Source organism: Bdellovibrio svalbardensis, assembly GCF_029531655.1.
Lineage (GTDB): Bacteria > Bdellovibrionota > Bdellovibrionia > Bdellovibrionales > Bdellovibrionaceae > Bdellovibrio > Bdellovibrio svalbardensis.
Map to the genome: position 1 here is coordinate 673,368 of NZ_JANRMI010000002.1, position 22,938 is coordinate 696,305.

Annotated in this window: 24 protein-coding genes; 11 read left to right on the forward strand and 13 right to left on the reverse strand. The window is 45.6% G+C overall.

Features of this window, described 5'->3' with window-relative positions; all coding sequences use genetic code 11:
• Positions 1-107: 107 nt before the first annotated feature.
• From NWE73_RS08365 to sohB, 4 genes are all read right to left on the reverse strand, one after another.
• Entirely contained in the window at positions 108-1,799 is a 1,692-nt protein-coding gene (locus tag NWE73_RS08365) for a peptide ABC transporter substrate-binding protein (protein WP_277577853.1), read from the reverse strand.
• 82 nt (positions 1,800-1,881) lie between these two features.
• Complete coding sequence (locus NWE73_RS08370; RefSeq protein WP_277577854.1) at positions 1,882-2,895, reverse strand: ABC transporter ATP-binding protein; 1,014 nt, start codon at positions 2,893-2,895, stop codon at positions 1,882-1,884.
• Between the two features lie 14 nt (positions 2,896-2,909).
• Positions 2,910-3,875, reverse strand: a complete 966-nt coding sequence (locus tag NWE73_RS08375; protein WP_277577855.1) for an ABC transporter ATP-binding protein — start codon at positions 3,873-3,875, stop codon at positions 2,910-2,912.
• Positions 3,876-3,990: 115 nt separating this feature from the next.
• On the reverse strand, positions 3,991-5,013 hold the full coding sequence (gene sohB / locus NWE73_RS08380) for a protease SohB (RefSeq protein ID WP_277577856.1): 1,023 nt from the start codon (positions 5,011-5,013) through the stop codon (positions 3,991-3,993).
• Between the two features lie 110 nt (positions 5,014-5,123).
• On the opposite strand from sohB, the gene NWE73_RS08385 reads away from it, so the two are divergent.
• Positions 5,124-5,867, forward strand: coding sequence for a hypothetical protein (locus NWE73_RS08385; protein WP_277577857.1), 744 nt, complete (start codon positions 5,124-5,126; stop codon positions 5,865-5,867).
• A 7-nt stretch (positions 5,868-5,874) separates the two neighbouring features.
• Here NWE73_RS08385 and NWE73_RS08390 read toward each other — a convergent pair whose 3' ends face one another.
• Positions 5,875-6,585, reverse strand: a complete 711-nt coding sequence (locus NWE73_RS08390) for a VC0807 family protein (RefSeq protein ID WP_277577858.1) — start codon at positions 6,583-6,585, stop codon at positions 5,875-5,877.
• Positions 6,586-6,637: 52 nt separating this feature from the next.
• Here NWE73_RS08390 and mutM point away from each other — a divergent pair, with 52 nt between their 5' ends.
• The 3 genes from mutM to NWE73_RS08405 all read left to right on the forward strand — a co-directional run bounded on the left by mutM (position 6,638) and on the right by NWE73_RS08405 (position 10,610).
• The gene (mutM, locus tag NWE73_RS08395; protein ID WP_277577859.1) at positions 6,638-7,450 is read left to right on the forward strand and encodes a bifunctional DNA-formamidopyrimidine glycosylase/DNA-(apurinic or apyrimidinic site) lyase; all 813 of its coding nucleotides are present in this window, start codon (positions 6,638-6,640) and stop codon (positions 7,448-7,450) included.
• Between the two features lie 130 nt (positions 7,451-7,580).
• Positions 7,581-7,808, forward strand: coding sequence for an acylneuraminate cytidylyltransferase (locus NWE73_RS08400; RefSeq protein ID WP_277577860.1), 228 nt, complete (start codon positions 7,581-7,583; stop codon positions 7,806-7,808).
• 345 nt (positions 7,809-8,153) lie between these two features.
• The gene (locus tag NWE73_RS08405) at positions 8,154-10,610 is read left to right on the forward strand and encodes an acyl-CoA dehydrogenase (protein WP_277577861.1); all 2,457 of its coding nucleotides are present in this window, start codon (positions 8,154-8,156) and stop codon (positions 10,608-10,610) included.
• Positions 10,611-10,842: 232 nt separating this feature from the next.
• On the opposite strand, the gene NWE73_RS08410 is transcribed toward NWE73_RS08405, so the two are convergent.
• The 3 genes from NWE73_RS08410 to NWE73_RS08420 form a co-directional block, all read right to left on the reverse strand.
• Entirely contained in the window at positions 10,843-11,871 is a 1,029-nt protein-coding gene (locus tag NWE73_RS08410) for a hemolysin family protein (protein WP_277577862.1), read from the reverse strand.
• A 368-nt stretch (positions 11,872-12,239) separates the two neighbouring features.
• Positions 12,240-12,677 (reverse strand): response regulator, encoded by a 438-nt coding sequence (locus NWE73_RS08415; RefSeq protein ID WP_277577863.1) that lies wholly within the window; start codon positions 12,675-12,677, stop codon positions 12,240-12,242.
• Between the two features lie 122 nt (positions 12,678-12,799).
• Entirely contained in the window at positions 12,800-14,383 is a 1,584-nt protein-coding gene (locus NWE73_RS08420; RefSeq protein WP_277577864.1) for an Rnase Y domain-containing protein, read from the reverse strand.
• Between the two features lie 126 nt (positions 14,384-14,509).
• Between NWE73_RS08420 and NWE73_RS08425 the strand changes: the two genes are divergently transcribed.
• Both NWE73_RS08425 and arfB read left to right on the forward strand, forming a co-directional pair.
• Entirely contained in the window at positions 14,510-14,989 is a 480-nt protein-coding gene (locus tag NWE73_RS08425) for an OsmC family protein (protein ID WP_277577865.1), read from the forward strand.
• Positions 14,990-15,394: an alternative ribosome rescue aminoacyl-tRNA hydrolase ArfB gene (gene arfB, locus NWE73_RS08430; RefSeq protein WP_277577866.1), complete on the forward strand. Its 405-nt coding sequence runs from the start codon at positions 14,990-14,992 to the stop codon at positions 15,392-15,394.
• A gap of 18 nt (positions 15,395-15,412) precedes the next feature.
• Here arfB and NWE73_RS08435 read toward each other — a convergent pair whose 3' ends face one another.
• Positions 15,413-16,636: an MFS transporter gene (locus tag NWE73_RS08435; RefSeq protein ID WP_277577867.1), complete on the reverse strand. Its 1,224-nt coding sequence runs from the start codon at positions 16,634-16,636 to the stop codon at positions 15,413-15,415.
• A gap of 53 nt (positions 16,637-16,689) precedes the next feature.
• Here NWE73_RS08435 and NWE73_RS08440 point away from each other — a divergent pair, with 53 nt between their 5' ends.
• From NWE73_RS08440 to NWE73_RS08455, 4 genes are all read left to right on the forward strand, one after another.
• Entirely contained in the window at positions 16,690-17,082 is a 393-nt protein-coding gene (locus NWE73_RS08440) for a hypothetical protein (protein WP_277577868.1), read from the forward strand.
• 30 nt (positions 17,083-17,112) lie between these two features.
• Positions 17,113-17,928: a sulfite exporter TauE/SafE family protein gene (locus NWE73_RS08445; RefSeq protein ID WP_277577869.1), complete on the forward strand. Its 816-nt coding sequence runs from the start codon at positions 17,113-17,115 to the stop codon at positions 17,926-17,928.
• Entirely contained in the window at positions 17,928-18,311 is a 384-nt protein-coding gene (locus NWE73_RS08450; protein WP_277577870.1) for a DUF1634 domain-containing protein, read from the forward strand. The genes NWE73_RS08445 and NWE73_RS08450 overlap by 1 nt, the downstream gene beginning before the upstream one ends.
• Positions 18,312-18,511: 200 nt before the next feature.
• Complete coding sequence (locus NWE73_RS08455) at positions 18,512-18,997, forward strand: hotdog family protein (RefSeq protein WP_277577871.1); 486 nt, start codon at positions 18,512-18,514, stop codon at positions 18,995-18,997.
• On the opposite strand, the gene NWE73_RS08460 is transcribed toward NWE73_RS08455, so the two are convergent.
• The 4 genes from NWE73_RS08460 to NWE73_RS08475 form a co-directional block, all read right to left on the reverse strand.
• Positions 18,977-19,975 carry an NAD(P)H-dependent flavin oxidoreductase gene (locus NWE73_RS08460; RefSeq protein ID WP_277577872.1) on the reverse strand — a complete coding sequence of 333 codons (999 nt, stop codon included), beginning with the start codon at positions 19,973-19,975 and terminating at the stop codon, positions 18,977-18,979. The genes NWE73_RS08455 and NWE73_RS08460 overlap by 21 nt on opposite strands.
• A complete protein-coding gene (locus NWE73_RS08465) occupies positions 19,959-21,215 on the reverse strand; it encodes a voltage-gated chloride channel family protein (RefSeq protein WP_277577873.1) in 1,257 nt (418 codons plus the stop codon). The genes NWE73_RS08460 and NWE73_RS08465 overlap by 17 nt, the downstream gene beginning before the upstream one ends.
• Positions 21,216-21,280: 65 nt before the next feature.
• The gene (locus NWE73_RS08470) at positions 21,281-21,907 is read right to left on the reverse strand and encodes a TetR/AcrR family transcriptional regulator (protein WP_277577874.1); all 627 of its coding nucleotides are present in this window, start codon (positions 21,905-21,907) and stop codon (positions 21,281-21,283) included.
• 186 nt (positions 21,908-22,093) lie between these two features.
• Positions 22,094-22,288 (reverse strand): hypothetical protein, encoded by a 195-nt coding sequence (locus NWE73_RS08475; RefSeq protein ID WP_277577875.1) that lies wholly within the window; start codon positions 22,286-22,288, stop codon positions 22,094-22,096.
• Between the two features lie 132 nt (positions 22,289-22,420).
• Here NWE73_RS08475 and NWE73_RS08480 point away from each other — a divergent pair, with 132 nt between their 5' ends.
• Positions 22,421-22,936, forward strand: a complete 516-nt coding sequence (locus tag NWE73_RS08480; protein ID WP_277577876.1) for a helix-turn-helix transcriptional regulator — start codon at positions 22,421-22,423, stop codon at positions 22,934-22,936.
• The last annotated feature ends 2 nt before the right edge of the window (positions 22,937-22,938 follow it).

The window sequence follows — 22,938 nt, forward strand, 5'->3', positions numbered from 1 at the left end:
CCTTGCATATGAACCTTTTTGAACAGCCTTGGGTCTATGGTTCTTTTTTCTGGCTGGTTGGCTTTCGCCAACTCCGCCGTTTCTCCGGCTGCGCCGGAGTTTACAAACTAGTTTAGGTTCCAGTCTTCTACGTTGTTTGTTTCGTAGAATTGGTGACCAGTCATTTTGTAGTTTTTCAAGTTTTTCGGAGTCACTGAAATATCTGAACGATAGTAAAGTGGCAATACCGGAACTTCGTCAGTGTAGTATTTCAAAGTTGTTCCAACCAATTCAGCACGCTTCTTTGGATTGAATTCCAAATCCAAAGCATCAAGTGCCTTGTCTACGTTTGGATTGCTCCAGCCCATGAAGTTTTGGCCAGACCAGCTGTTTTTTGCAGTCGGAATTGCTTTAGATGAAATTGTTGAGCGTGGGCTGTTTTCCGGAGAAGAAACCCAAGCAAACAAGGCCAAACCACCGAATTTACGGTGAGTCATTGTGTCGCCGAAGAATACACGTGCTGGCTCATTCTTGATAAGAACTTCAATACCCGCTTGTTTCCATTGGTTTTGCAAATAAACCTGAACAAGCTCACGAGTTTTGTTTCCCGCAGTTGTTTGGAACACCAAAGACAAACGTTTGCCATCTTTAGAACGGTAGCCATCAGCTCCCAATTTCCAACCAGCTTCGTCCAACAGTTTTCCAGCATTACGTTTAGAGTAAGGATAGAACGTTACGAATTTTGGATCTTTTGTGAACCAAGCATCTTTAGGGGAAACGTTATGGATAGCGACTTCTTGCTTGCCTTCGAAAAGAGCTTTTACAAGGTCTTCGCGATTGATTGAAAGAACCAAAGCTTTACGAACGCGAACGTCTTTCAAGATTGGGTTGTCCAAGTTCAAATCGATATGTTCGTAAGTCACAGATGGAACGAAGAACACATTGTATGGCAAGTTTTCAGCTTTTGCTTTTTTGTCAAATGCTAGGGCTTGGTCGAAATCCAAACCTAGAACGGAAATCATGTCGATTGTTCCAGAACGAAGATTCGCTTCCATTGTTCCTGTATTAGGAATCAACTTAACGATGATCTTTTGGATGTTAGGCTGTTTGCCATAGAAGTACTTGTTCGGAGTGAAGGCAACGTGTGAACCCAATTTCACTTCTGAAATAACATAAGGTCCGTTGTAAAGACCTGGGTTTGTAGCATTGCGAACATAGTTTGAATTCTTCTCGTAGCCTTCTTTTTGGCTGCCGTATTTATCAAAAATTGGCTTTTCCAAATGAGTCGGAAGAGGGAAGAATTGAGCTAGTTGGTAGAAGTCCCATTTTGCTTTGTCATAAGTGAAAACACATTTTTTAGGATTTTTAGGGTCGATTTCGATCTTTTCAACCTGAGTCCATTGCTCTTTTTCGCCAACAGTGACAGTTGGAGAAGTCGCTATATCACGAGATGTGATGAAGTCTTGGCAGACAACTGGCTTGCCGTCGCCCCATTTTGCGGCGTCGATGATTTCCCAGTTAGCTACGATGTGCTTTTTGCCGCCGATATCGACGATTTTTGCAGTGCCCTTTTCAAGAGAAGGGATTTCTTTAGCCAATTGCGGAACCCATTTTCCTTCAGCAGTCATAACGACCAAAGAACGACCTACCAAGCGATACATGTATGCTGAAGCAGACATAGACATGATCAATGGGTTCATCGTTTCGAACTCTTGAGAGATACCGATTTTTAGTTCGGCGTTTGTCGGTGCAGCAACAGCCTGAGTACCGAAACCCAGAGCAGTGACAGCGAGCAAACCTTTCGCAAAATTTTTCAACATCATATTCTCCTTAGGTCTACACTCCGGATCTCCGGAGTCTGGTCTACACTCCGGCTTGGCCGGAGTATTTTAAAAGTTAAAATTATTCAGCCTTGCCTGCTCGCACTCCAGCTTCGCTGGAGTATGTTGGAGCTGCGGTTAGCCAGCAAGCCTTCTGGTGTGAAGCCGTTCCCTCAAGCACCGGAGTCTTCTGTACGCAGATGTCCATTTTGTATGGGCAACGAGTATGGAAAGAGCAGCCTGATGGAGGATTGATCGGGCTTGGCACTTCGCCGCCCAATGATTTCTTCATTTTCTTTTTGCCGTGGCCCACGCGAGGAATCGCTTGGATCAATGCCTGCGTGTAGGGATGCTGAGGATTTGCAAACAGTTCATCACGGCTGGCAATCTCAACAATTTTACCCAAGTACATGACTGCAACACGGTCGCAAACGTGTTCAATCACTGAAAGATCATGGGATATAAAAACATATGTTAATTTGAGCTTCTGTTGAAGGTCTTCCAGAAGATTCAGGATTTGCGCCTGAATAGATACGTCCAAGGCACTGACAGGCTCGTCGCAAATAATCAGTTCAGGGTTTAAAGCGATTGCACGGGCAATACTGATACGTTGACGTTGTCCACCCGAAAATTCATGCGGGTAGCGATTGACGGCAGATTTGCGAAGTCCCACGAGTTCGATCAACTCCAAAACGCGTTGAGTGCGCTCTTCCGGGGTGCCCACATTATGGATGTCCATCGGTTGACCGATGACTTGACCTACGGTCATACGTGGATCGAGGGAAGCATAAGGATCTTGGAAGATCATCTGCATGTTTTTTCTTTTTTTGCGAAGAGCTTCGCCTTTAAGTTTTAAAAAGTTCTGCCCTTCAAATGTGATTTCGCCAGAGGTCGGCTCATAGAGGCGAATCAAAGTTCTGCCCAATGTCGATTTTCCGCAGCCGGATTCTCCGACCAGACCCAAAGTTTCACCTTTGCGGACGGTTAAAGTGACATCATCAACAGCTTTAACACTGGCAACTTCGCGCAAGAAAAGACCTTTCTTGATCGGGAAGTGTTTCTTAATATTTTTTGCTTCAAGAATGATTTCGCTCATCTCATTTAACTCGCTTATAAAGGATTGAAGCAAGCCACTTTGTGGCCAGGTTTAACTTCAAGAAGTTGAGGTTTAATAGCAGGACATTCACTCACAGCGCGTGGGCAGCGGTTTACAAACGGGCAGCCTTTCGGCAGTTCGTGGGGAGCGGGAACGCTTCCTTCAATTGTGGTCAGGCGTTGTGTGCGCTCACCAAATTTAGGACGAGATGCGATCAATGCAGCTGTGTAAGGATGATGAGGGTTCAAGAAAAGCTCTTGAGTCTCCGCCTGCTCGCAAGTCTGGCCGCCGTACATCACCATGACATTGTCAGAGATTTCTGAGATCACACCCAAGTCATGGGTAATGAACTGAACAGTCATATTGAATTTTTCTTGCAGGCCTTGAATCAATTCCAAAATTTGCGCCTGGATTGTAACGTCCAAAGCTGTTGTCGGTTCGTCAGCGATCAAAAATGTGGGATCGCAAGAAAGGGCCATGGCGATCATTGCTCTTTGTCTCATACCACCCGAAAGTTGGTGCGGATAAGACGAGTAGCGTTCTTCAGGGGAAGGAATGCCCACCAGGCGAAGCATTTCAATGGCGCGATCTTTTGATTCTTTTTGCGAGCATTTTTTATGCTTCATGATCTGCTCATCCATCTGAAAACCGATGGTCAAAACAGGGTTCAAAGCCGTCATGGGCTCTTGAAAGATCATTGCCATTTCGCCGCCGCGAACTTCTTCCATTTGGTCTTCTGACAATTTTAAGATGTCGCGACCATTGAGAAGTACCTGTCCACCGGTCACTTGTCCCGGAGATTGAATCAAGCGCATGAGTGAATAAGAGGTTACGGATTTGCCACAACCTGATTCGCCCACGATACCCAAAGTTTTACCCTTAGGGATTTCGAAGCTGATATTGTTAACCGCTTTGAACGGTCCTGCCTTCGTAGTGAAGGTCGTTTCAAGATTTTTTACTTCAACGAGATTTTGTGCCACTTAATTAATCCCTGCTATCTTGCTTTGTCTGTCTGCACTCTGGCTACGCCAGGGTAGTTTCTGCACTCCAGCTCTGCCGGAGTAAGTTCTTCACTCCAACAACGTTGGAGTGTTGTTAAAGAAAACGACGAGTTTCGAGTTCTTCAACGATGGAAAGAGCCCCTTTTTTTACGGCTTTTCCGATGATTCCACTTAATTTGTCGCCAAAGCTTTCGTGTTGTTCAAATTTCACTTTGATAATTTGGTGTTTATCGGCAAGAGCCATCAGGTAATCGTCGCTGGTGCGAATCTCATCAACCAGGCCTTTTGTGATTGCCTGCTCACCATACCAGTATTCTCCAGTGGCTACTTCCTGAAGATTCATCTGAGGACGAAATTTCTGAACGAAAGACTTGAAGAGAATATGAGTCTCTTCTAATTGTTGTTGGAATTTCTCTTCACCTTTGCTGGTGATTTCACCCAACAAGCTGACCGTGCGCTTGAATTCGCCCGCCGTGTACTCTTTTACGTCTACATCGTGCTTTTTCAAAATTCTATGGAAGTTAGGAACTTGTGCAACAACACCAATGGAGCCGACGATGGCGAAAGGGGCAGAAAGGATTTTGTTTGCAGTCACAGACATCAAATAACCACCACTGGCTGCCACTTTATCCACGCAAACTGTTAAAGGAATGCCTTTGTCGCGAATACGCAAGAGTTGAGAAGCCGCCAATCCGTAGCCATGAACCACGCCACCCGGGCTTTCAATGCGCACAACAACTTCATCTTCAGGTTTCGCAGATGTTAAGACGGCCGTGACTTCTTCGCGCAAGTTTTCAACTGCTGAAGCTTTAACGTCACCTTCAAAGTCGATCACGAAGATTTTCTTTTCGTGAGTGCGGGACTTGTCAGCGCTCTCTTTCTTCTCTTGTTTGAGTTGTTTTTTAAGATCTTTGCGCTCGGTTTTGCTCATAGTATGAGCTTTAAGAAGATTCTGGAAGTTCTTGTATTTCTTATGCAAGAGCTCCACTTCAATTTCATTTTTATGGCCAGCAGCCTTGGCAGCAACCATTGCGATCACCAGAATCACGGCGATGATGGCAAAAAGGATGAGGAAGGTTTGTGCTGCGAAAACTCCGATGCTCTGCAATGCGTCCATGGTACTCCTTGGGGAAACAAAGAATTAAGCTATTAAGGAATTGGCCAAAGGTCGAGCATCTTTTTTGTTTGTTCAAAAAAAATCGGCGAGCCTGTTAGACTGGTCGTCAGATGCATCTTTCTAGAAAACTCATCTTTCTTTTATTGCTCTCGACATTCTCCCGCGAAGGCTTCGCGGCTGGAGCGGAAGAGACGCGCCTGCTTGGTTTCGCTGAGCATCAAAACAACGGAAAGCAGTTTGATAAAGCAAGGGCTCAAGGGGAGCGTGGCTACCTTGAGGAGTCTGAGCAATGGGAAAACCAACGCCAGCGTGAATTGGCAGACTATAAAAAGTCGAAAAAATCTAAAGAGATGGATGATGATGGGCCCGAATTTAAAGCCGATGCCCTCGCCAAAAAGCAGTTTGACGTTGAATATCAGCAGACCCGCAAAGAATTTATAGAAAAGAAATCCCAGGAAGAAAAGTTGTCGCGTGCTGACAAAAAACTTCCCACGGAAGCTCAGGAGTTAGGTTTGGATATGGAGCGGCCACGCTACGAGTATCGCAAGCGTGCTGCCTTTGGTGGGAAACCTAAATTTGGAAGTGCTGCAGCAGCAGCCGGTGGGTCTTCTTATGGAGGAGGTTCTGGAGGTAGTAGTTTCCCGCCGCCACCAACATTTGACGACTTCAGCGGAGGAGGCGGAGGTTATGTTCCTGCGCCTAATTTGCCAGAAGATTTCGGAGATGTTCCGCCGCCGCCACCACCACCACCGCCAGGATTTGGTGAGGACACATTTGGGGGAGGCTATGGAACTGATTTTGCGCCACCACCACCGCCGCCACCACCATTTGGTGAAGATAGCGGTGATTTCTAGCTAGTCCCTACGTTTTCATAAGATCGTCAGTGGAGAGGCCGGAGTATTGTTTTACTCCGCGCATCAGATACCAGAAGATTCCCATAAGAAAAATCATCGAAGGAACCATGATGATGGCCATCGACCAAGTGGTCATTTTTGCGATCTGCTCATTCAAAATGACGGATTGAGCTTCGGTGGTCAGGTTTGAATCAATGTTCAGGAAAATCTTCCGAGCTAAAACAAAATTGCAAACGGCACTGAATACGAATGACAAAGAAAGCCACATCGTCGCCTTTCTTAGGTGATCGTGGAACTCTTGTTGTTTTCCATTTTCTTTTAGCTTCTCTTCTAAAAGATCTACTTTCATCACTCCCGGATTTAGGAAAATCGCTTCAATGAAGGGTTTCTTTGTGAAGGCAGAGCCTAGAACGAACAATCCCACCAAAGTTGGGAAGGCCGCTTCTTTGACTGCAAACCAAAATCCATGAATGCCCATAAGGGCCAAGCCGCCAGTCAGTGCGACGTTCAGAAGACCTAGAGCGGAAAGCGCATTGACCTTTTTTCGTTTCGCCAAATCATAGGCGCCATAAGCCAATGGAAACGCCAACGCCAAGAGGAGGGCGGCCAAAGGGCCGATGAATTTTGTGAGCTTATTAAGGATAAGAACCGGCAAGATGATATTAAAGATGAGATTGAGCCAGCTATTTTCGGGTTTGGTTTCTTGTTTAGTAGACATGCCTAGCATCCTTGTTGGCTTCCTGATAAAATGCAACTCTTTAGGAGTGAATATGCCTGAATTACCCGAAGTGGAAGTGGTGCGACAGGGGCTTGAAAAGATATTAGAGCATCATCCCAAGCTCGAAAAAGTTGAGCTGAAAAGATCTGATTTGCGCGGCCCCATTCCTGCTAAGAAATTAAGCACTCTTGTTGGCCAAAAGGTTTTGTCCGTGGAAAGGCGGGCAAAGTACTTATTAATATGGACGCCCAAAGGAGCGATGCTGTCGCATTTAGGTATGACCGGCACCTGGCGTGTGGCGCCTCCTGGTGATGAGCGTCTTCACGATCATATATATTTGCATTTTTCTGGCAGCTTGAGGTTGGCTTATCGGGATCCTCGGCGATTTGGTTGTTTTGATTTCGTCAGTGATCCTGCATCGCATCCAAAACTTGTTGAGCTCGGTCCGGAGCCTTTAGGGTCTGACTTTACGGGGGAGTCTCTTTGGCAGAGTTTGCGTGGCAAAAGTGTCGCCTTAAAAGTTGCGATCATGGATCAGAAAGTGGTTGTCGGAGTTGGCAATATCTACGCGAGTGAAGCGTTGTTTGCGGCGGGGATTAAGCCCTCATTGCCAGCCTCAAAACTTTCACGTGATAGAGCGGACATTCTGGTTAGAGAGATTCGAAGAATTCTCAAAGAGTCGATTGAAAAAGGTGGATCTTCTATCAGCGATTTCGCTCAAGCTTCGGGGGAAAGTGGCTACTTTCAGAATACTTTTAAAGTTTACGATCGGGACGGCGAAGCCTGTGTGTCTTGCGGGACACACCTTCGCGCGAAAGTGATGGGTGGTCGGAACACCTTCTGGTGTAGCCATTGTCAAAAATAATTTTTTAAAAATTATTTGCTAAGATTGCAAAAATTTGTGTAACTTAGCCATTAGTCGAGTTTAAAAACAAAAAATGTGCATTCGGAATTACTTCGAGTGTGCAAATTAATTATACGAAGGGACAACAACAATGAAAGCTATCGTAATCGCAGCTTTGCTAGCACTTTCTTTCACAACTGGTTTCACTTGCTCTAAAAACCAACCTGCTGAAACTACTCCAGCAGCTACTGAAGCTACTCCAGCAGCAACTGCTGAAGCAACTCCAGCAATGACTCCTGCAGAAGGTACTGCAGCTCCAGCTCCAACTGAAGCAGCTCCTGCAGCTACTCCAGCAGCTCCAGCTGGCGAAACTAAGTAATTTCTTAAAGGCGCCCACTAGATAGATGTCTAGGCGGACGTCTAAGAAGTAACTTTGGTTACCAAAAGCCCTCTTCGGAGGGCTTTTTTTTTGTCCAAAATTCACCGCAAAGTCTATAACCAATCCTTGCTCTCCAATTGAAGTCCTATTTGCTAGCTTTGTTTGCAGCCAATCAAGTTTCATTCTGAACAAAAGTATTGAAATTGATGAAAGTTCTCCTCACATAATTCGAATTTCATTGGGGCCCTTAAGCTCCCGTATTTCCTAGGCTTCTTGATAAGGCCGCTTGCGCATCCTCATATTAAAAGGTCTAATTATTGTGCTATCAATAAAAGGAGAAACATCGTGGACTCTATCAGCTCGTTATACGGGTATTTTTTAGAGAGTTGTACGTGGGCATGGGTTCTTGCCTCCGTGGTGCTCTTGTTGTTTGTCGGCTTCTTCGGAAGTCCTCTTATCGTTTGGACGATTGCACTTGCTGTGATCATGGCGGGCTTTGGTGCTCCGGTATGGTTGTGGGCTGTGTTCGCGGTCCTTGCGGTCATCTTCAACATTGCTCCGATTCGCGCGGCGCTCGTGACTTCTGGAGTCTTCGGGATTTTCAAAAAATTTGAATTTCTTCCGAAAATTTCGGACACCGAGAAAGCGGCTCTGGACGCGGGTGTGGTGTGGGTAGAGAAAGATTTATTCTCTGGAAAACCCAACTTCGCAAACTTGATGAAAGAGTCTTACCCAGATTTGACAGCAGAAGAAAAAGCTTTCATGAACGGCCCGGTCAACACACTGTGTGCGATGATCGATCACTGGGAAATCTACAAAACAAAAGAAATTCCTCCTGCGATTTGGGACTACATCAAGAAAGAAAAATTCTTGGGTATGATCGTTCCTAAAGAGTACGGTGGTCTTGGATTCTCTGCTCTTTGCCACTCTGAAGTGATTATGAAAATCTCTTCTCGCTCGTTGGCAGTAGCAATCCAGGTGATGGTTCCAAATTCATTGGGTCCTGCAGAATTGCTGGCTCACTACGGAACAGACGCACAGAAGAAGCATTGGTTGCCTCGTTTGGCTGATGGCTTGGAAATTCCATGCTTCGGTTTGACAGAGCCAAATGCGGGTTCTGATGCGGGTGCGATCACATCTACGGGTGTTTTGTTCAAAGGCCCAGATGGAAAAATTCAAATTAAATTGAACTGGAATAAACGTTGGATCACTCTTGCAGCGATCTCTTCTGTTATCGGTTTGGCGTTCCGCTTGCGTGACCCAGAAAATCTTTTGGGTAAAGGTGAGGATCTTGGTATCACTTGCGGTTTGATCCCTTCAAATACTCCGGGTGTTGTTTTGGGTCGTCGTCATGATCCTTTGAATACTCCGTTCTACAACTGTCCGACTCAAGGTAAAGACGTTATCGTCAATGCTGAAGATGCTATCGTTGGCGGTCTCGCTGGCGCTGGTAAGGGCTGGATGATGTTGATGGAATGTCTGGCTGCGGGTCGCGGTATTTCATTGCCGGCACAAGCAACAGGCGGAACTAAATTGGCAATGCGTGTAACTTCTGCGCATTCCGTTGTTCGTCGTCAATTCGGTGTTTCAATCGGTAAGTTTGAAGGTGTTGAAGAGCCTCTGGCTCGTATCGGTGCTTCGACTTATGCTTTGGAAGCGATGAGAAAATACTGCTTGGGAGCTTTGGATAAAGGCATCAAACCAGGCGTTATCACGGCGATGCAAAAATACTATACGACTGAAATGGGTCGTAAAGTGATTATCGATGCTATGGATATCATGGGCGGCGCGGGCATCTCATTGGGTCCCCGTAACGTGCTTGCTGAAATCTATATTGCAACTCCAATTGGTATCACAGTTGAAGGTGCGAACATCATGACTCGTACTTTGATCATCTTTGGTCAAGGTGCTCTTCGTGCGCATCCATTTGCTTACTCTGAAGTTAAAGCATATGAAGCGAATGATTTGAAGGCCTTCGATAGAGCGTTCTTCGGTCATATCGGGCATATCGTACGCAATACTTGCCGCGCGATCTTGTTGTCTTGCTCTCGTGGTTACTTGGCAGCGACTCCAGACTGTCATCCGCAAATGAAAGTTTACTTCCGTCGTATGTCTTGGACTTCTGCGACTTTCGCATTGTTGTCTGACGTGGCGATGGGCGTTCTTGGTGGCTCTTTGAAAATGAAAGAGAAAATCACAGGACGTTTCGCAGATATCTTGGCTCACATGTATATCGCAACAGCGATCCTTCGTCGTTTCGAAGCGGAAGGCCGTAAGGAAGAAGATCTTCCATTCGTGCACTACAACTTGAAGCTTTGCATGGCTGAAATCCAAAAAGGTTTCGACGGCATCTTTGATAACTTGAAGATCCCTGGTCTTCGTTGGTTCTTCAAAGGATGGATCGGCGCTTGGTCACGTATCAACTCTATTGGCTCACAAGCTTCTGATGGTTGGACTCATGCGATCGCATCAGCAATGATGAAAGATGGCGAGTTACGCAATCGTTTGACTGATGGCATTTACTTGCCAACAGATCGCACGCAAGCGGTAGGTCGTTTGGATTACGCATTCTCTGTGGTTTTGAAAGCTGAAGCTGCAGAAAAGAAAATCAAAAAAGCCATCCGCGACGGCGCTCTTCCGAAGAAGAAAACAAACTTGTTGTTTGACGATGCTCGCAGCAAAAACATCATCACTGAAGAGGAATTCAAGCTCCTCCAAGAAGCCGATGCTGTCCGCTACGACGCCATCCTGGTAGACGACTTCAACGAAGAACAATACCACGCCAACAAAGTAATCAAATAACTACACACACACACACACACACTCCGGCTTCGCCGAAGTACGAATCACAAAAAACCCCGGCACCCCCGGGGTTTTTTCTTAAAGGGTGCCTGCCGTTTTCTCGGAAAAGGTGCCTGCCATCTTTTTGGGTCTACACTGCGTTAAAAGAAGGGGAATCTTCTATCTGTTGAGAAGTTTTTCAGGCTTGTGAAATCGTGTTTTAAGAATAAGAAATCGTTATTGATTCAATCACCTACGGGCGGCGACGAGATTTGCTCGCGAGTAGTTTTTTAACATAGCCATCATCGTCCTCGTCGAAAACATCACCTATGATTTCCTCGAAAATGTTCTCCATGGTGAGAAGTCCAACGATCTGCGCGCGGTCATAAATCACTGCCAGATGCGATTTCTCTTCCTGCATTTTTAGAAGAATTCGAAATAGAGGTTCGAAAGATTTGAACTTCAAGCAGGGACGGATGAGGGATTGCCATTCGTTGTCTTTATACTTGCGTGCGACAAAGAACTCTTTGCTGTTAATAAGACCGATGACATTTTCATCCTCAAGGACTGGAATGCGGGTGTGGCCTGAATTCACAATTATCGTTTCAACGTCCTCTATGAGATCCGTTTTGCGAACAAAGATGACCTCGCTCCAGGGTAACATAACATCTCGAGCGAGCATTTTATCGGCGCTGACCAGGTTGATCAGGTATTGCTTGGTCTGATGGGGGAGGTCTTCGATTTCAAGATCATGTTCGTGTCGTTGCTCGGTTGTGTTTGTCAGGCTGAATATTTTTAAAATCAAATTCGTCGACTTTTCCAAAATCCAAACGGCTGGGGATAAGAGCTTTTCTCCCAGAAAAAGTGCGCGTGCCGACCAAAGGGAAATGGCCAAAGAGTTTCTCAAGGCCAATGTTTTAGGAACAAGCTCGCCAACCACAACGCTTAAATAAGAGATCGGAAGCACAACCAAGGCGATAGATAAGGCTTCAGCCGTTTGTTCCTTAAGCGCGAATTGATTCATGAGAGTTGGTGTTAGAGCTTCCTCGGCTCCAGCGCCACCTACTGCGGCCGCAATGGCGCCGACCAGTGTGATGCCGATTTGTATGACGCTCAAAGTGCGTTCAGGATTTTCTTTAAGTAACAGAAGAATCTTCGCGCGTTTGTCTTTGGATGAAATAGTTTTTAGCTGCATTTTTCGTACAGTCACAAAGGCCATCTCAGCACCTGATAAAAGCATGTTGATGAAAAGGCAAAGTATGACAATCAGTAGCTCGGTCACGAGAGCTCCTTCGGGGAGTTTTTAATCTGAAAATGAATAAAGAGGTGAGTTAAGAAGCAAGTTAAGAAAATTAGGTAAGGGTCGGGATCCATTGGGCTTACCATATCAATTCATGTGGGGATATTCAAAGACTCCTCAATATTTTTATGGAGTTTTGCTTTTGTCTACTAAGTGCTCTTAACTTTAGTTAGGTAAAGACGCTAAGGGGATAAAACATTTGGATTTTGCTAAGTTTGAAATTCGGGCTTCGGATTGTGGATGAGAGATTCGAATTGACGCGCTGTAGACCCAAAAAAGAAGCAGGCACCTTTGGAGTTGGGGGTCTTTGCTGGTGCCAAAGACCCCTCAAGCTTAGCGTTCCTAGTTGCCTAGATTGAACGCAAAATAAAATTAAATGAACGCATCATGGAGCTGAAAGCTTGGCGCTTGTTGATGAAGCCCAAGTATGAAAAGTTGCGCACAAGGGGCAGATCCAATTCTTCTTCACTGTGTCCTGTGTAGATCACCACTGGGATTGGTTTGCGAAGTTTGTGGACTTTGCGCTCGGTAAGAAGTCTGTCCATAAGTAATAAAGTATCGCGACCACCCATTTGTGGCATTTGCCAATCCAACACCACCAAGTCGTACTGCTTGTTTACTAGTAAAGGAATGGCGTCTTGACCATCGAAAGCCATCGTCACATCGCATTTGTAGTGATCAAGAATGTGCGACATTAGTTTTACTGAGTCCAAGCTATCATCGATCACTAGAACACGCGGTGTGTGCTGCTTTTCGAGAGATGTCTGAGACGAAGTTTCAAGTACCATATCGATTCTCCTATCAATTCACTTCCTAATTTGAACCGATGTAGTTGTGAGAATCTTCTAAAAGAGCTTGTATGAGGGGATTTTAATAAAAGGTCTGTGGGAACACAGAAAGAACTCGCGTATTACGCGAGTTCTTTGCGAGTTTGTTCAGTAACAATCGTTTCGCGCACGACAACGACCTTAATTTGTCCTGGGTAGTTGCACTCTTCTTCGATGCGCGCCGCAATTTTCTTAGAAAGATCCAGAGCGTGAGTGTCATCGATCTTTTTGCCATTCACAAGAACGCGGCATTCGCGTCCACCGCTAAGAACAAAGCAATCTGTCACACCTTGGAAGCTGCGAGCGATATCTTGAAGTTCAGAAACTTTCTGATTGTAGGACTCAATTGTCGAGCGACGTGCACCAGGGCGAGCCCCAGAAATTGCATCGGCCGCAATGACGATGAAAGCATGATCCGTTGATGGTTGTTCATCAAAGTGATGGGCTTTCACGGCGTGAACCACGTCAGGTGCTTCACCGCGTGCCGCGATAAAATCAGCTCCGATAACAGCATGGCCGCCTTCCATAACATGGTCCATGGATTTACCAATGTCGTGGAGCATGCCCACGCGACGAGCCTTCTTAATGTCAATACCAAGCTCCGAAGCCAGAAGTCCGGCCAACCAGCCAACCTCGCCACAGTGGAAATATTGATTTTGCGTGAAGGAATAACGATAGCGCAAAGAACCCATCATCTGACGAATTTCCGCATTCAAGCCTTCAAGCTTCAACTCTTTTGCTAAAGAGTCGCCATCATGCTTGATGTTTTTCGTTAATTCTTTTCTCTGATTTTCAGCGATCTTCTTGATGAAGTCTGGCGTGATGCTTTTCTTCTCTTTAAAGATTCGCTCCAAAGTACGGCGAGTGAGTTCGCGGCGAACAGGGTCAAATCCGGCAACGCCAACCATATCCAAACCCTCTTCGACAATAATGTCACATCCGCAGGCTTCTTGAAGTGCCTTGATATTGTTTCCAGCAGGATCGCAGAATAACTTGCGCGCATGACTGTCTGGGAAGTTCACGGCACCAATGCCGCGTTCTGCACAATAAGGGCGTGCGAAGCGATCGATGATCAAGCCAAGAATTTTCTTGGCGCGAGTTTCGGCGTGCTCCTTGGCGTCTTCCTCGTGCTCTTGCGCAAGGCGGGCAGCACGGCGCTGAGCTTCGTCTTCCATCATGGCTTTGAGTTCGGATTTAAAATCTTCAGCTGAAGTGTTTAACTTCGCGGTGAGTTTTTCGATGAACTCTTTGTTCAATGCTTTTTGGGCATCTTTTACTTTGTTCAGTTCGGTTTCTTGGCCTTTTAAGGCTTGCTCTTGAGTTTTAACATCGGCTTCGCGTTCTTGAAGTTTCTTTTTCTCTTCCTGAACAATTTGATCAGCCTTGGCTTTGTTCTCGTTGGCAACCTCTTGCAAGTCTTCAATGCGACCTTCGGTTTTCAGCATTTCTGGTTCAACCTTGGTCCACATTTCCATTTCAATTTCTTGAATGCGCTCTTTCTCTTCAAGTAACTTGAGCTCGATAGCCTCTTTGGCTTCTCCAACAATTTCTTGAGCTTCTTCACGAGCAAGGCGAAGAGTGCGCGCATTTTGCAACTTGTGTAAGGCCAAGCCCAATCCACCACCGGCGATAATTCCAACTAGGGCTATAGCAATCACTACTAACATAAATACTCCTAACCCTTAAAGTTTACCCGGGCTTGGCCTGCAACGCAAATTTTCCGACTGTTTACTTCCGGCGTTATCAGAGGTATTCTTGCTTCCGAGGTATTGGTAACGCACAGGGAGGAATCTATGGCTCAAAAAACGAGTCACATCACATGTCAGACGAAATGGGCTGGAGGAATGGCTTTTGAGGCTCACTTTGGCGATCATAAGTTCACCATGGATTCCAAGTCTGATTTTGGTGGTAAAGACCTAGGTCCCTCTCCAAAGGAAGTGCTCCTCAGTAGCATTTGCGCCTGCTCGGGGATGGATGTTGCGTCCATATTGCAGAAAATGCGAGTCGATTTGCAGTCCTGCGACATTAATGCGCAGACTGAGACGACAGAAGGATACCCTTCAATTTTTAAACAGGTTCGAGTTCAGTATCACGTCGCAAGTTCTAATGCGAAAGAGGAACAAGTGATGAAGGCCGTTGTGCTTTCTATGACCAAGTATTGTGGGGTCACCGCGATGGTCGCGCCGACCTCTCCCGTGGTTTATGAAGTGTTTCTTAATGCTGAGAAAATTGGTGAAGGGATTGCAGACTTTACTGCTGCAAAACAAGACTAAATGGAAGTGATAATTCCTTTTCATGAATTGAATTTCTCTTACGCGAGATCACGAGGTCCCGGCGGGCAGAATGTGAACAAGACAAATTCTGCGGCGATTTTGCGCTGGAATTTGCAAACCACTCAGGCCTTTTCTGAAGACGTGAAACAACGCCTTTTGCATAAGCTCGCGGCGCAGTTGACCGCGGAAGGTGATATTTTGATTCGCAGTGAGGAAGAACGCGATCAGGATCAAAATCGCTCAAATTGCATTCGTAAGTTACAGGCCTTGTTAAAAAAGGCCCTCTTTGTTCCGAAAAGGCGGGTGGCAACCAAGCCTACACGCAGCTCGGTTCGTAAACGTCTGGATTCAAAAAAACAAGCTTCAGAGATCAAAAGCAATCGCAGAAAAATCAACTACGACTAGCAAGAAGAAGCCGCTTCCCTAGTGCGAGAGATCGGGAACAGGAGCGTCCCTGTCCACGGCTTCAATTTTTCGAGAAAGAAAAATCGCCAGGATCGTGAACGCGATCGCAATATAGCCCACGTATTCAAAGTTTTCTAATCTTCCACCTACTTTTTGACTCACGATAATTCCAGCAATATAGCTGGCAAGAGCAGAAGAGAGTTGTTGAGCACAGCTGACGATGCTCATGAAGGCTCCACGACTTTGTGAGTGAGCTGTACCTGAAACCAAAGCTGTCGCGGGAATCATTCTTCCGCCTGAAACCACAAAGAAAACAGAAGTGATTGTCAGGGCAATCCAGAGCGGGCTGAGGCCTAAATGGGTGATAAGAAAGATGGGAATGATAGTGATCCCGGCGCCCCACTTAAACACGACATGTTTTCCGTGGCGATCGGCCAAGCGACCGATGAGGGGAGATGTGAAGATCGTGAAGAGTCCGCCGATCATATAAATAAGCGGCAGTTGTGCCTCAGTCATACCGGCATTGGCGACCATAGAGGGCGAAAGAAAGGGAATTATTGCAAAGTGACCGAAAATTACGGCAGACATAAAAACCAAAGCTCTGCGTTGATTGGGATTTCGCAGAATTTCCACCAGCGAGTGATAAATTGGCATTTTGGTTTTTGAGTGGTCAAGATGCTCTCGCATTGAAGGCATAAAGAACCAAATCATCGCGCAAACCAACAGTGAAGCGATCCCTAAAAACATAAAGGGAGCATGCCAGGTGTATTGATTGGCAAGGAAAAGGCTGAAAGGAACTCCGAAGATAGAGGCCATTGAAAACGCGGTCATGATAATGCCCATCGCGCTGCCGCGTCGCTCATATGAAATCGCGTCACTCACGATCGACAAAACTAAAGAACTTAATACACCACCGAACACTCCCGTCAGACCTCGAGAGAGTAAAAGGAGTTCGTAAGTGGGAGAAAGGGCGCAAGCGACGGTGCCCAGACCGAATCCTGTGAAAAAGAAAAGAAGGTTTAACTTGCGATCAAACTTATCGACAAAAAATGAAGCTAAAAAACCACTGATGCCCGCGCAAAAAGTGTACGATGACACGAGGAGTCCGAACTGGTGGGTGCTGATATGGAAGAGTCTCATCAATTGGGGGCCGAGCGGCATCATAATCATGAAGTCCACAATGGAACTAAACTGAATGGCGGCGAGCATCGCAAGAAGGAGTTTCTCTTTTTTCGAAAACATGGCGGGTCCTTTTAGTTGACGAGACTTTAAAAGCTAACCCATAATTCCCATATATGGCAGCAATAACAAAATTTCTTAAAATTCTGGTAGTCTTCGTCATTCTCGGTGTCATTGCCTGGGCCGTGATTGAAAATTACAGTGTTATTTTCTCAAAATCGATCAAAGGTGAAATTACGGCGGTTGAGCGTGTGGAGCTTCCGGTGGCATTGATCGCTCGTGCAGGAGGCGACATAAACGAGAAAGTCTTCTCTTTTGCGATCGGTATTAAAGATCTAAAAACGGGGGAGATCTACACAGCTTCTTCTGAAGATCGTCAATGGGCGGTTGCGCAAAAGGGGCAGTGCGCGGAAGCTGTTTTTCTGCCATACCCACCATGGAAGTTTACAAAAAGAGACACTTTCTTTGGAGCTCGTTTAGTTCGCCTGTTTGAATGCCCTCCTAAGTAAAATCTCGCAGGCTAGATAAGGTATCGCAAAATGTACGAATTGCTGTTATTGGCAACGGCCGTGGGGGCTGGGTTTCTTGGCTCCCTTTTAGGTTTGGGCGGCGGAATCATAGTCGTTCCAGTTCTGACTTTAGTTTTTCACGTCGATATTCGGTATGCCATTGCTGCAAGTCTGATTTCGATCGTAGCAACTTCTTCTGGTGCAGCGGCAAGTTATCTTAAAGATTCTCTTACAAACCTTCGACTGGCTGTCTTTCTTGAAATTGGCACGGTTTCCGGGGCGATTGTTGGTTTTCTTATTGCCTCGTATATCAAGGCTCAATTCCTCTATCTTCTGTTTGGCTTTCTTCTTTTGTTTTCGGCGCTCATGATGTTGCGAAAGCGCGAAGAGCACATGTCACATCATAATCATCCTTGGGCAGAGAAGATGAAGCTCGATGGTTCCTATCCGGATGGCAAAGGAGGATGGATTGACTACAAAGTCGAGAATGTTCCTTTGGGTTTATTTGCCATGTTTGGTGCTGGTGTCCTTTCGGCTTTGCTAGGTATTGGCAGTGGTATCTTTAAAGTGTTGGCGATGGACGGCGCGATGAAGCTGCCTATCAAAGTTTCTTCTGCGACTTCAAACTTTATGATCGGCGTGACGGCTTCCGCAAGTGCGGGTGCTTATTTGCTAAAAGGTGATGTTCGCCCAGAAATTGCCGCACCGGTGGCCGTTGGAATTATCATTGGTTCCTTCATTGGTGCGAAGGTGATGGTTAGAATGCCGGCATCACGTATCCGTCAGATCTTTGTCCTCGTTCTTTCTATCGTTTCAATTCAAATGATTATGAAAGGACTCAAGTAATGAGAACAGATCCTGCTCAAGAAGCCCTTCATAAGTTAGAACTCACGATCAGTCATCTTTTGCGAATCGGAGTTCTGTTGGCGGGAATGTTTCTGCTTATTGGCTGGTTGTGGCTTTGGTTTGCTAACGGAAGTTTGCTTGGCAGCTTCACGGTTTACGAATCGAAATCTTTGTTCGAGACGATTCATTGGGCTCTTTTGACGAATGACCGTCCGATGGTCATTTCTATTTTGGGATTGATCTTGTTAGTGTGTCTTCCCGTTGTCAGGGTGTTTCTGACGGGTGTTCTTTTTGTGAAACAGAAAGACTTCAGATTGGCGATTATGGCCTTTCTGGTATTCGTGGCTCTGGTGGCTAGTTTTGTCTTAGGAATTGATCTGTAGGCGCCAATTCGGAAAAAAAGAAGGCAGGCGCCGTGAAAAAGAGGGAATTCGGAGACTGAGAACATCTCGAGGGATTTTTCACGAGCGACCTGTCTATAAGAATATTAAACACCTCTCGGTGCAAATTGTCAAAATGGGCTGGGCTGAGTGAAAAATGCTAGTCCTTCTCTAGGCGAGGGTCCTAAGATATTCCTATGAACATGAAAAATCTCAAATTCACAGCCTTTATTAATTTGTACGGTCTCGTAAAAATACCTCTGGTTCTTTTCTGCTCTCCGCGAGTGGTGGAGATGACTGACAAGAAATTCATTTTGAAGATTCCATTGAGCTTCCGCACCAAGAATCATCTGAACTCGATGTACTTTGGAGCTTTGGGTATTGGTGCTGAATTGTCGTTGGTCGCACCAGCGGTGGCCGCGATAGCTGAAAGCAAACAGAAGATCGACTTTGTATTTAAAGATTTTCAGGCAAGTTTTTTAAAGCGCGCTGATGGTGATGTACATTTTATCTGTGAAGAGATCGAGCATGTCTTGGCAGTTATCAATGAAGCCAAGACAAATCCAGATCGCGTTGAAAGAAAAATGAAAGGCTATGCTGTTGTGCCTTCAAAGAATCCAACAGAGCCCGTAATGACTTACGAGCTCACTTTGTCGGTAAGAAATCGGTCACTCAAGCCCAAGGCCTGAGAGATGTTTCACGCTTTCATCGTATTCTGAAATAAGTTTCTTATAAATTTCCTGGACAGTCAGAATCTCTTCAACCAGACCCACTGACTGTCCCGCAGTCCACACTGTTTTCCACGTCGGCTTCATGGCCGCCTCTTCCAAAGACTTCATGCCCATCAGATGAATCAACGGTACCATGTATTTTTTGGTGAGTTTATTTTCTTTCAACACTTTGAAGGCCCAAGGTAAATCGGTTCCCAATTTTTGCACATAAGGTGTGTTGATCACCGCGGCCGGCGTTCCTGAAACTCTCGTCGTCATAACGATATCCTCAGGTGTCGAGCTGATGATTGCATTCTTATAGGCTTCATCGACTTGTGCCTCTTTGCTGGCGATAAAGCGTGTGCCTATGCTAACGCCGGAAGCTCCTAAGGCAAGGCAGGCAGCGATCATTGAACCATGCGAAATACCTCCCGCAGCAATGATGGGAATTTGCATTCGAGTTTTAAGCCAAGGAATTAAAACCAAGGGGGAGATTGGGCCTGCGTGTCCGCCAGCTCCAGCGCCTACGGCAATAACGCCGTCAGCTCCCAGATCTTGAACTTTCAAAGCATGATCTAGATTCGTTACATCGCAAAAAACTTTCGCACCATTTTTATGCGCTTCTTTAATCACGTCTTTCGGACTGCCCAGAGAAGTGATGAATAGATCAACTCCATGATCCAAGGCAACTTTGAGATCGTCATTCTGGCGGGTATTGCTTTTGTTGACGATGATATTTACACCAATGGGCTTCTTAGTTTGGCTTTTGATTTTTTTTAAGGCTTCAGCATACTTTTCAATAGGGCGATAGTTCAGCGCTGGGAAAGTGCCGATTCCGCCGGCTTCGCTTGCTTGTGAGACAAGTTCCTCGTTGCTCACCAAAAACATCGGGGCAGCAATGATTGGAAAATCTATATTCATCATTTCCGTAAAGGGAGTATTAATTTTTTTCAACATACTTTCGTACCTCAATCCTTTGAGAGTGATAAATTCCAGAATGACCCGAGCATAAATAACTCATAACACAAGCTAGTGCCGCATAGATTCCTGGAGTTGTGCCAAAAAGCTCAAGGGCCATAATTGTACAAGCAAGGGGTGTATTTGCGGCCCCGGCAAAGACCGCAACAAATCCCATTCCAGCCAGCAGGGTGAACGGCAGGGGTAGCAACCAAGCTAAGGCATTGCCTAAAGTGGCGCCAATAAAAAACAAAGGTGTGACCTCTCCACCTTTGAAGCCAGCGCTCAAAGTAATAACGGTGAAGATAAGTTTGAGAATAAAGTCATAAGGAGGAAGAGGTTGTTGGAAGGACTCCAGAAGCACGGGGATCCCAAGACCCAGATAGCGATTAGTTTGCAGAATGCTCGCGAGGACGATGACTAAAATGCCTCCCATGAAAGCCTGCAGATAGGGGGAGCTTAGGATGTTGTTCCAAATTTTTGTCGCCCGATGACTGCTCCAGGAAAAAAGAAAAGCGCAAAGTCCAAACAAAATGCCAGCAACAAGGGCCCAGAGGATATTTACTGCGGTTAGTGGCGGCACCTGCGATATGGAATAGTGAGTGTGTGAAATTCCCCAGGCTAAGCAAATGCGATCTGCAACAATGGCGGCGACAAAGCACGGAAGCAGTGCTGAGTAGCGCATTCTTCCTATTGCTAAAACTTCTAAGCCAAATATGGCGCCAGCCAAAGGGGTGCCAAATACGGAAGAGAATCCAGCGGAGATTCCCGCCATGAGTAGGAGTTTGCGATCTTCAGAATCTAATTTAAATACTTTCGTAAGCTGATCCGCAAGGCTTCCGCCCATTTGCACGGCAGTTCCTTCACGCCCTGCAGAACCTCCGAATAGATGAGTGGCCAAGGTGCCGAGCAAAACCAGTGGTACCATTCTTAGTGGAACAACAGATTTGGGATTGTGAATCTCATCGATCAGTAAGTTACTTCCCGCAGAGGTATTCTTTCCGAATTTGGTGTAAAGAAAGACAATGGCCATTCCGGCGACGGGCAAAAGAAATAAAAGCCAAGAGTGTTCTAGGCGAAAATGAGTAACGAAATCCAAAGCCCAAAGAAATCCCGCCGAAGCTGAGCCAGCCAAAACGCCAACGACGCTAGCGATAAGCAGCCACTTTAAGATCTCAGGAAAAATACGAATTTGTTCGGGGGTTCGTTTTACTAATGCAGAAAAAATAAAACCCTCCATCGCATCTCAAGGTTTTGTTGATTCCCTTAAGGATACGAGGAGGGTTGGAGGAGGCAAGTAGTTTTTTACGGTTGCAGGTAGCGACTGATTAAAGTGTAGACTTCTTTTTTAACTGCATTTTCTCTTTCAGGAGTTTGTGGTCCCAAAAGGCTCAATTGCAGGATGTTGTTAAAAGAGCTCACGATAAACAAAGCAACCATGTCGCGATCACGCGTTGGAAGCTGTGGCATATGGGCGAGTACGGCCTTTTGATAGTGTTCGAAGAACACTCGGCGTGTTTCCCAGTAGTCCAGCATGCCTTGGACGCCTTGAAGAGCGGTTCTTAAAGGACGATTGTCATGGAATCTTGAGAATCCAATGTCAATGAAGGCGTGAACTTTCGAGTCAAGATCCGTTGCTTGAAGCTTTCCTAGTTGTTCTTCAATGTAAACCAGGTCTTTTTGCAAAAGATCATCAATCACTGCAGCGACGATGGCTTCTTTGTTTGCAAAGAACTGATAGAGAGAGCCGATGCTCACTCCAGCCATTTCAGCAATCTTATCAGTCGTGATTGCATGGTAAGGTTCTTGAACCAATAAACGTGCACAAGACTCAACAATACTTGCCACTGTCTCTTTCGATCTCTTTTGGACCGGAATTTTTAGCATGTATTTCTTTTCAGGATTTGTGTGAGTAGCGGGAGCTGCGCCCATAGGGTCCTCCTTTTTGAGGTTTCAGTAAGTTAGCTCGTGTTCATATTCTCTCCATGAGGATTAATATTCAATACTGGATGGTAAAGTACTAAAATACGATACCAATAGTGGCCCCTGGTGCGAGTTTTCAAATTATTTTAACAACCCACATGAACTATAGTCTTATTCCGAAACATAATTACGTTTTTAGTCTAGTATTGCAGGATTGAAATCAAAGAGTGGTTTATTTGCTGAAAAAGGAAGCATAAATGCTGGTATTTTTCCGTTTATAGCAAAATTTTGAAGAACTACTCTTGAGCTTTTCTCTCGAGATTTTTTCGAAAAACCACTTCCAGCGGGCTTTTTAACGAGATCCTTACCATCCAAAGTTGTTGCGTGCATTGCGATGCGCAAGGTGAAAAGAGGCTGTGCTACTCACATTTTAAAATATGCGAAAAAGATGAACTTTATGATCTGGATCATCGTAGTTTGCGATGTTTCTTTATAGAGTGTTTAAAGGAGGTCACCGTGGCCATGGAAGAATTAAGCAAAGTTGGAGTCTGTATTAAGGATCAGGAACAAAGAGTTCTTTATCAAAATAATCTTTCTTTGCAGATCTGTGGCGAGCAGTCTGGGCAAATTTGTGGCAAAGTCTGCAAGAAGCTCTATGGTGAGATGAAAGAGTGCTCGGCAATATCTCAGGGTATGAAGCTTTTTAAGAGCACTGAGATCGATGGTTCGAAAGTGGATGCTGTGATCGTCAACGATGGCGAACGTATTTCAACTTTCTTCTATCCCCTCAATGAAGAGCAGGATCAGGCACTCAAGCAAGAAGCTTATTTTGCAGAGCGAGGACTTACGAAGAGCGAAATTCGCATCATGCAAATGGTGATGCAGGGAATGATTAATTCTGAGATTGCTGAAAAGTTATTTATTTCAAAGGCGACTCTGAAAACGCATTTGAATAACGCCTATAAGAAACTTCCGCCTTCCATGCGACCTTCCCAGTTGAGATCTTTGGAAGCGGGCTCTAAGACTTCCGTGCGCTAGAT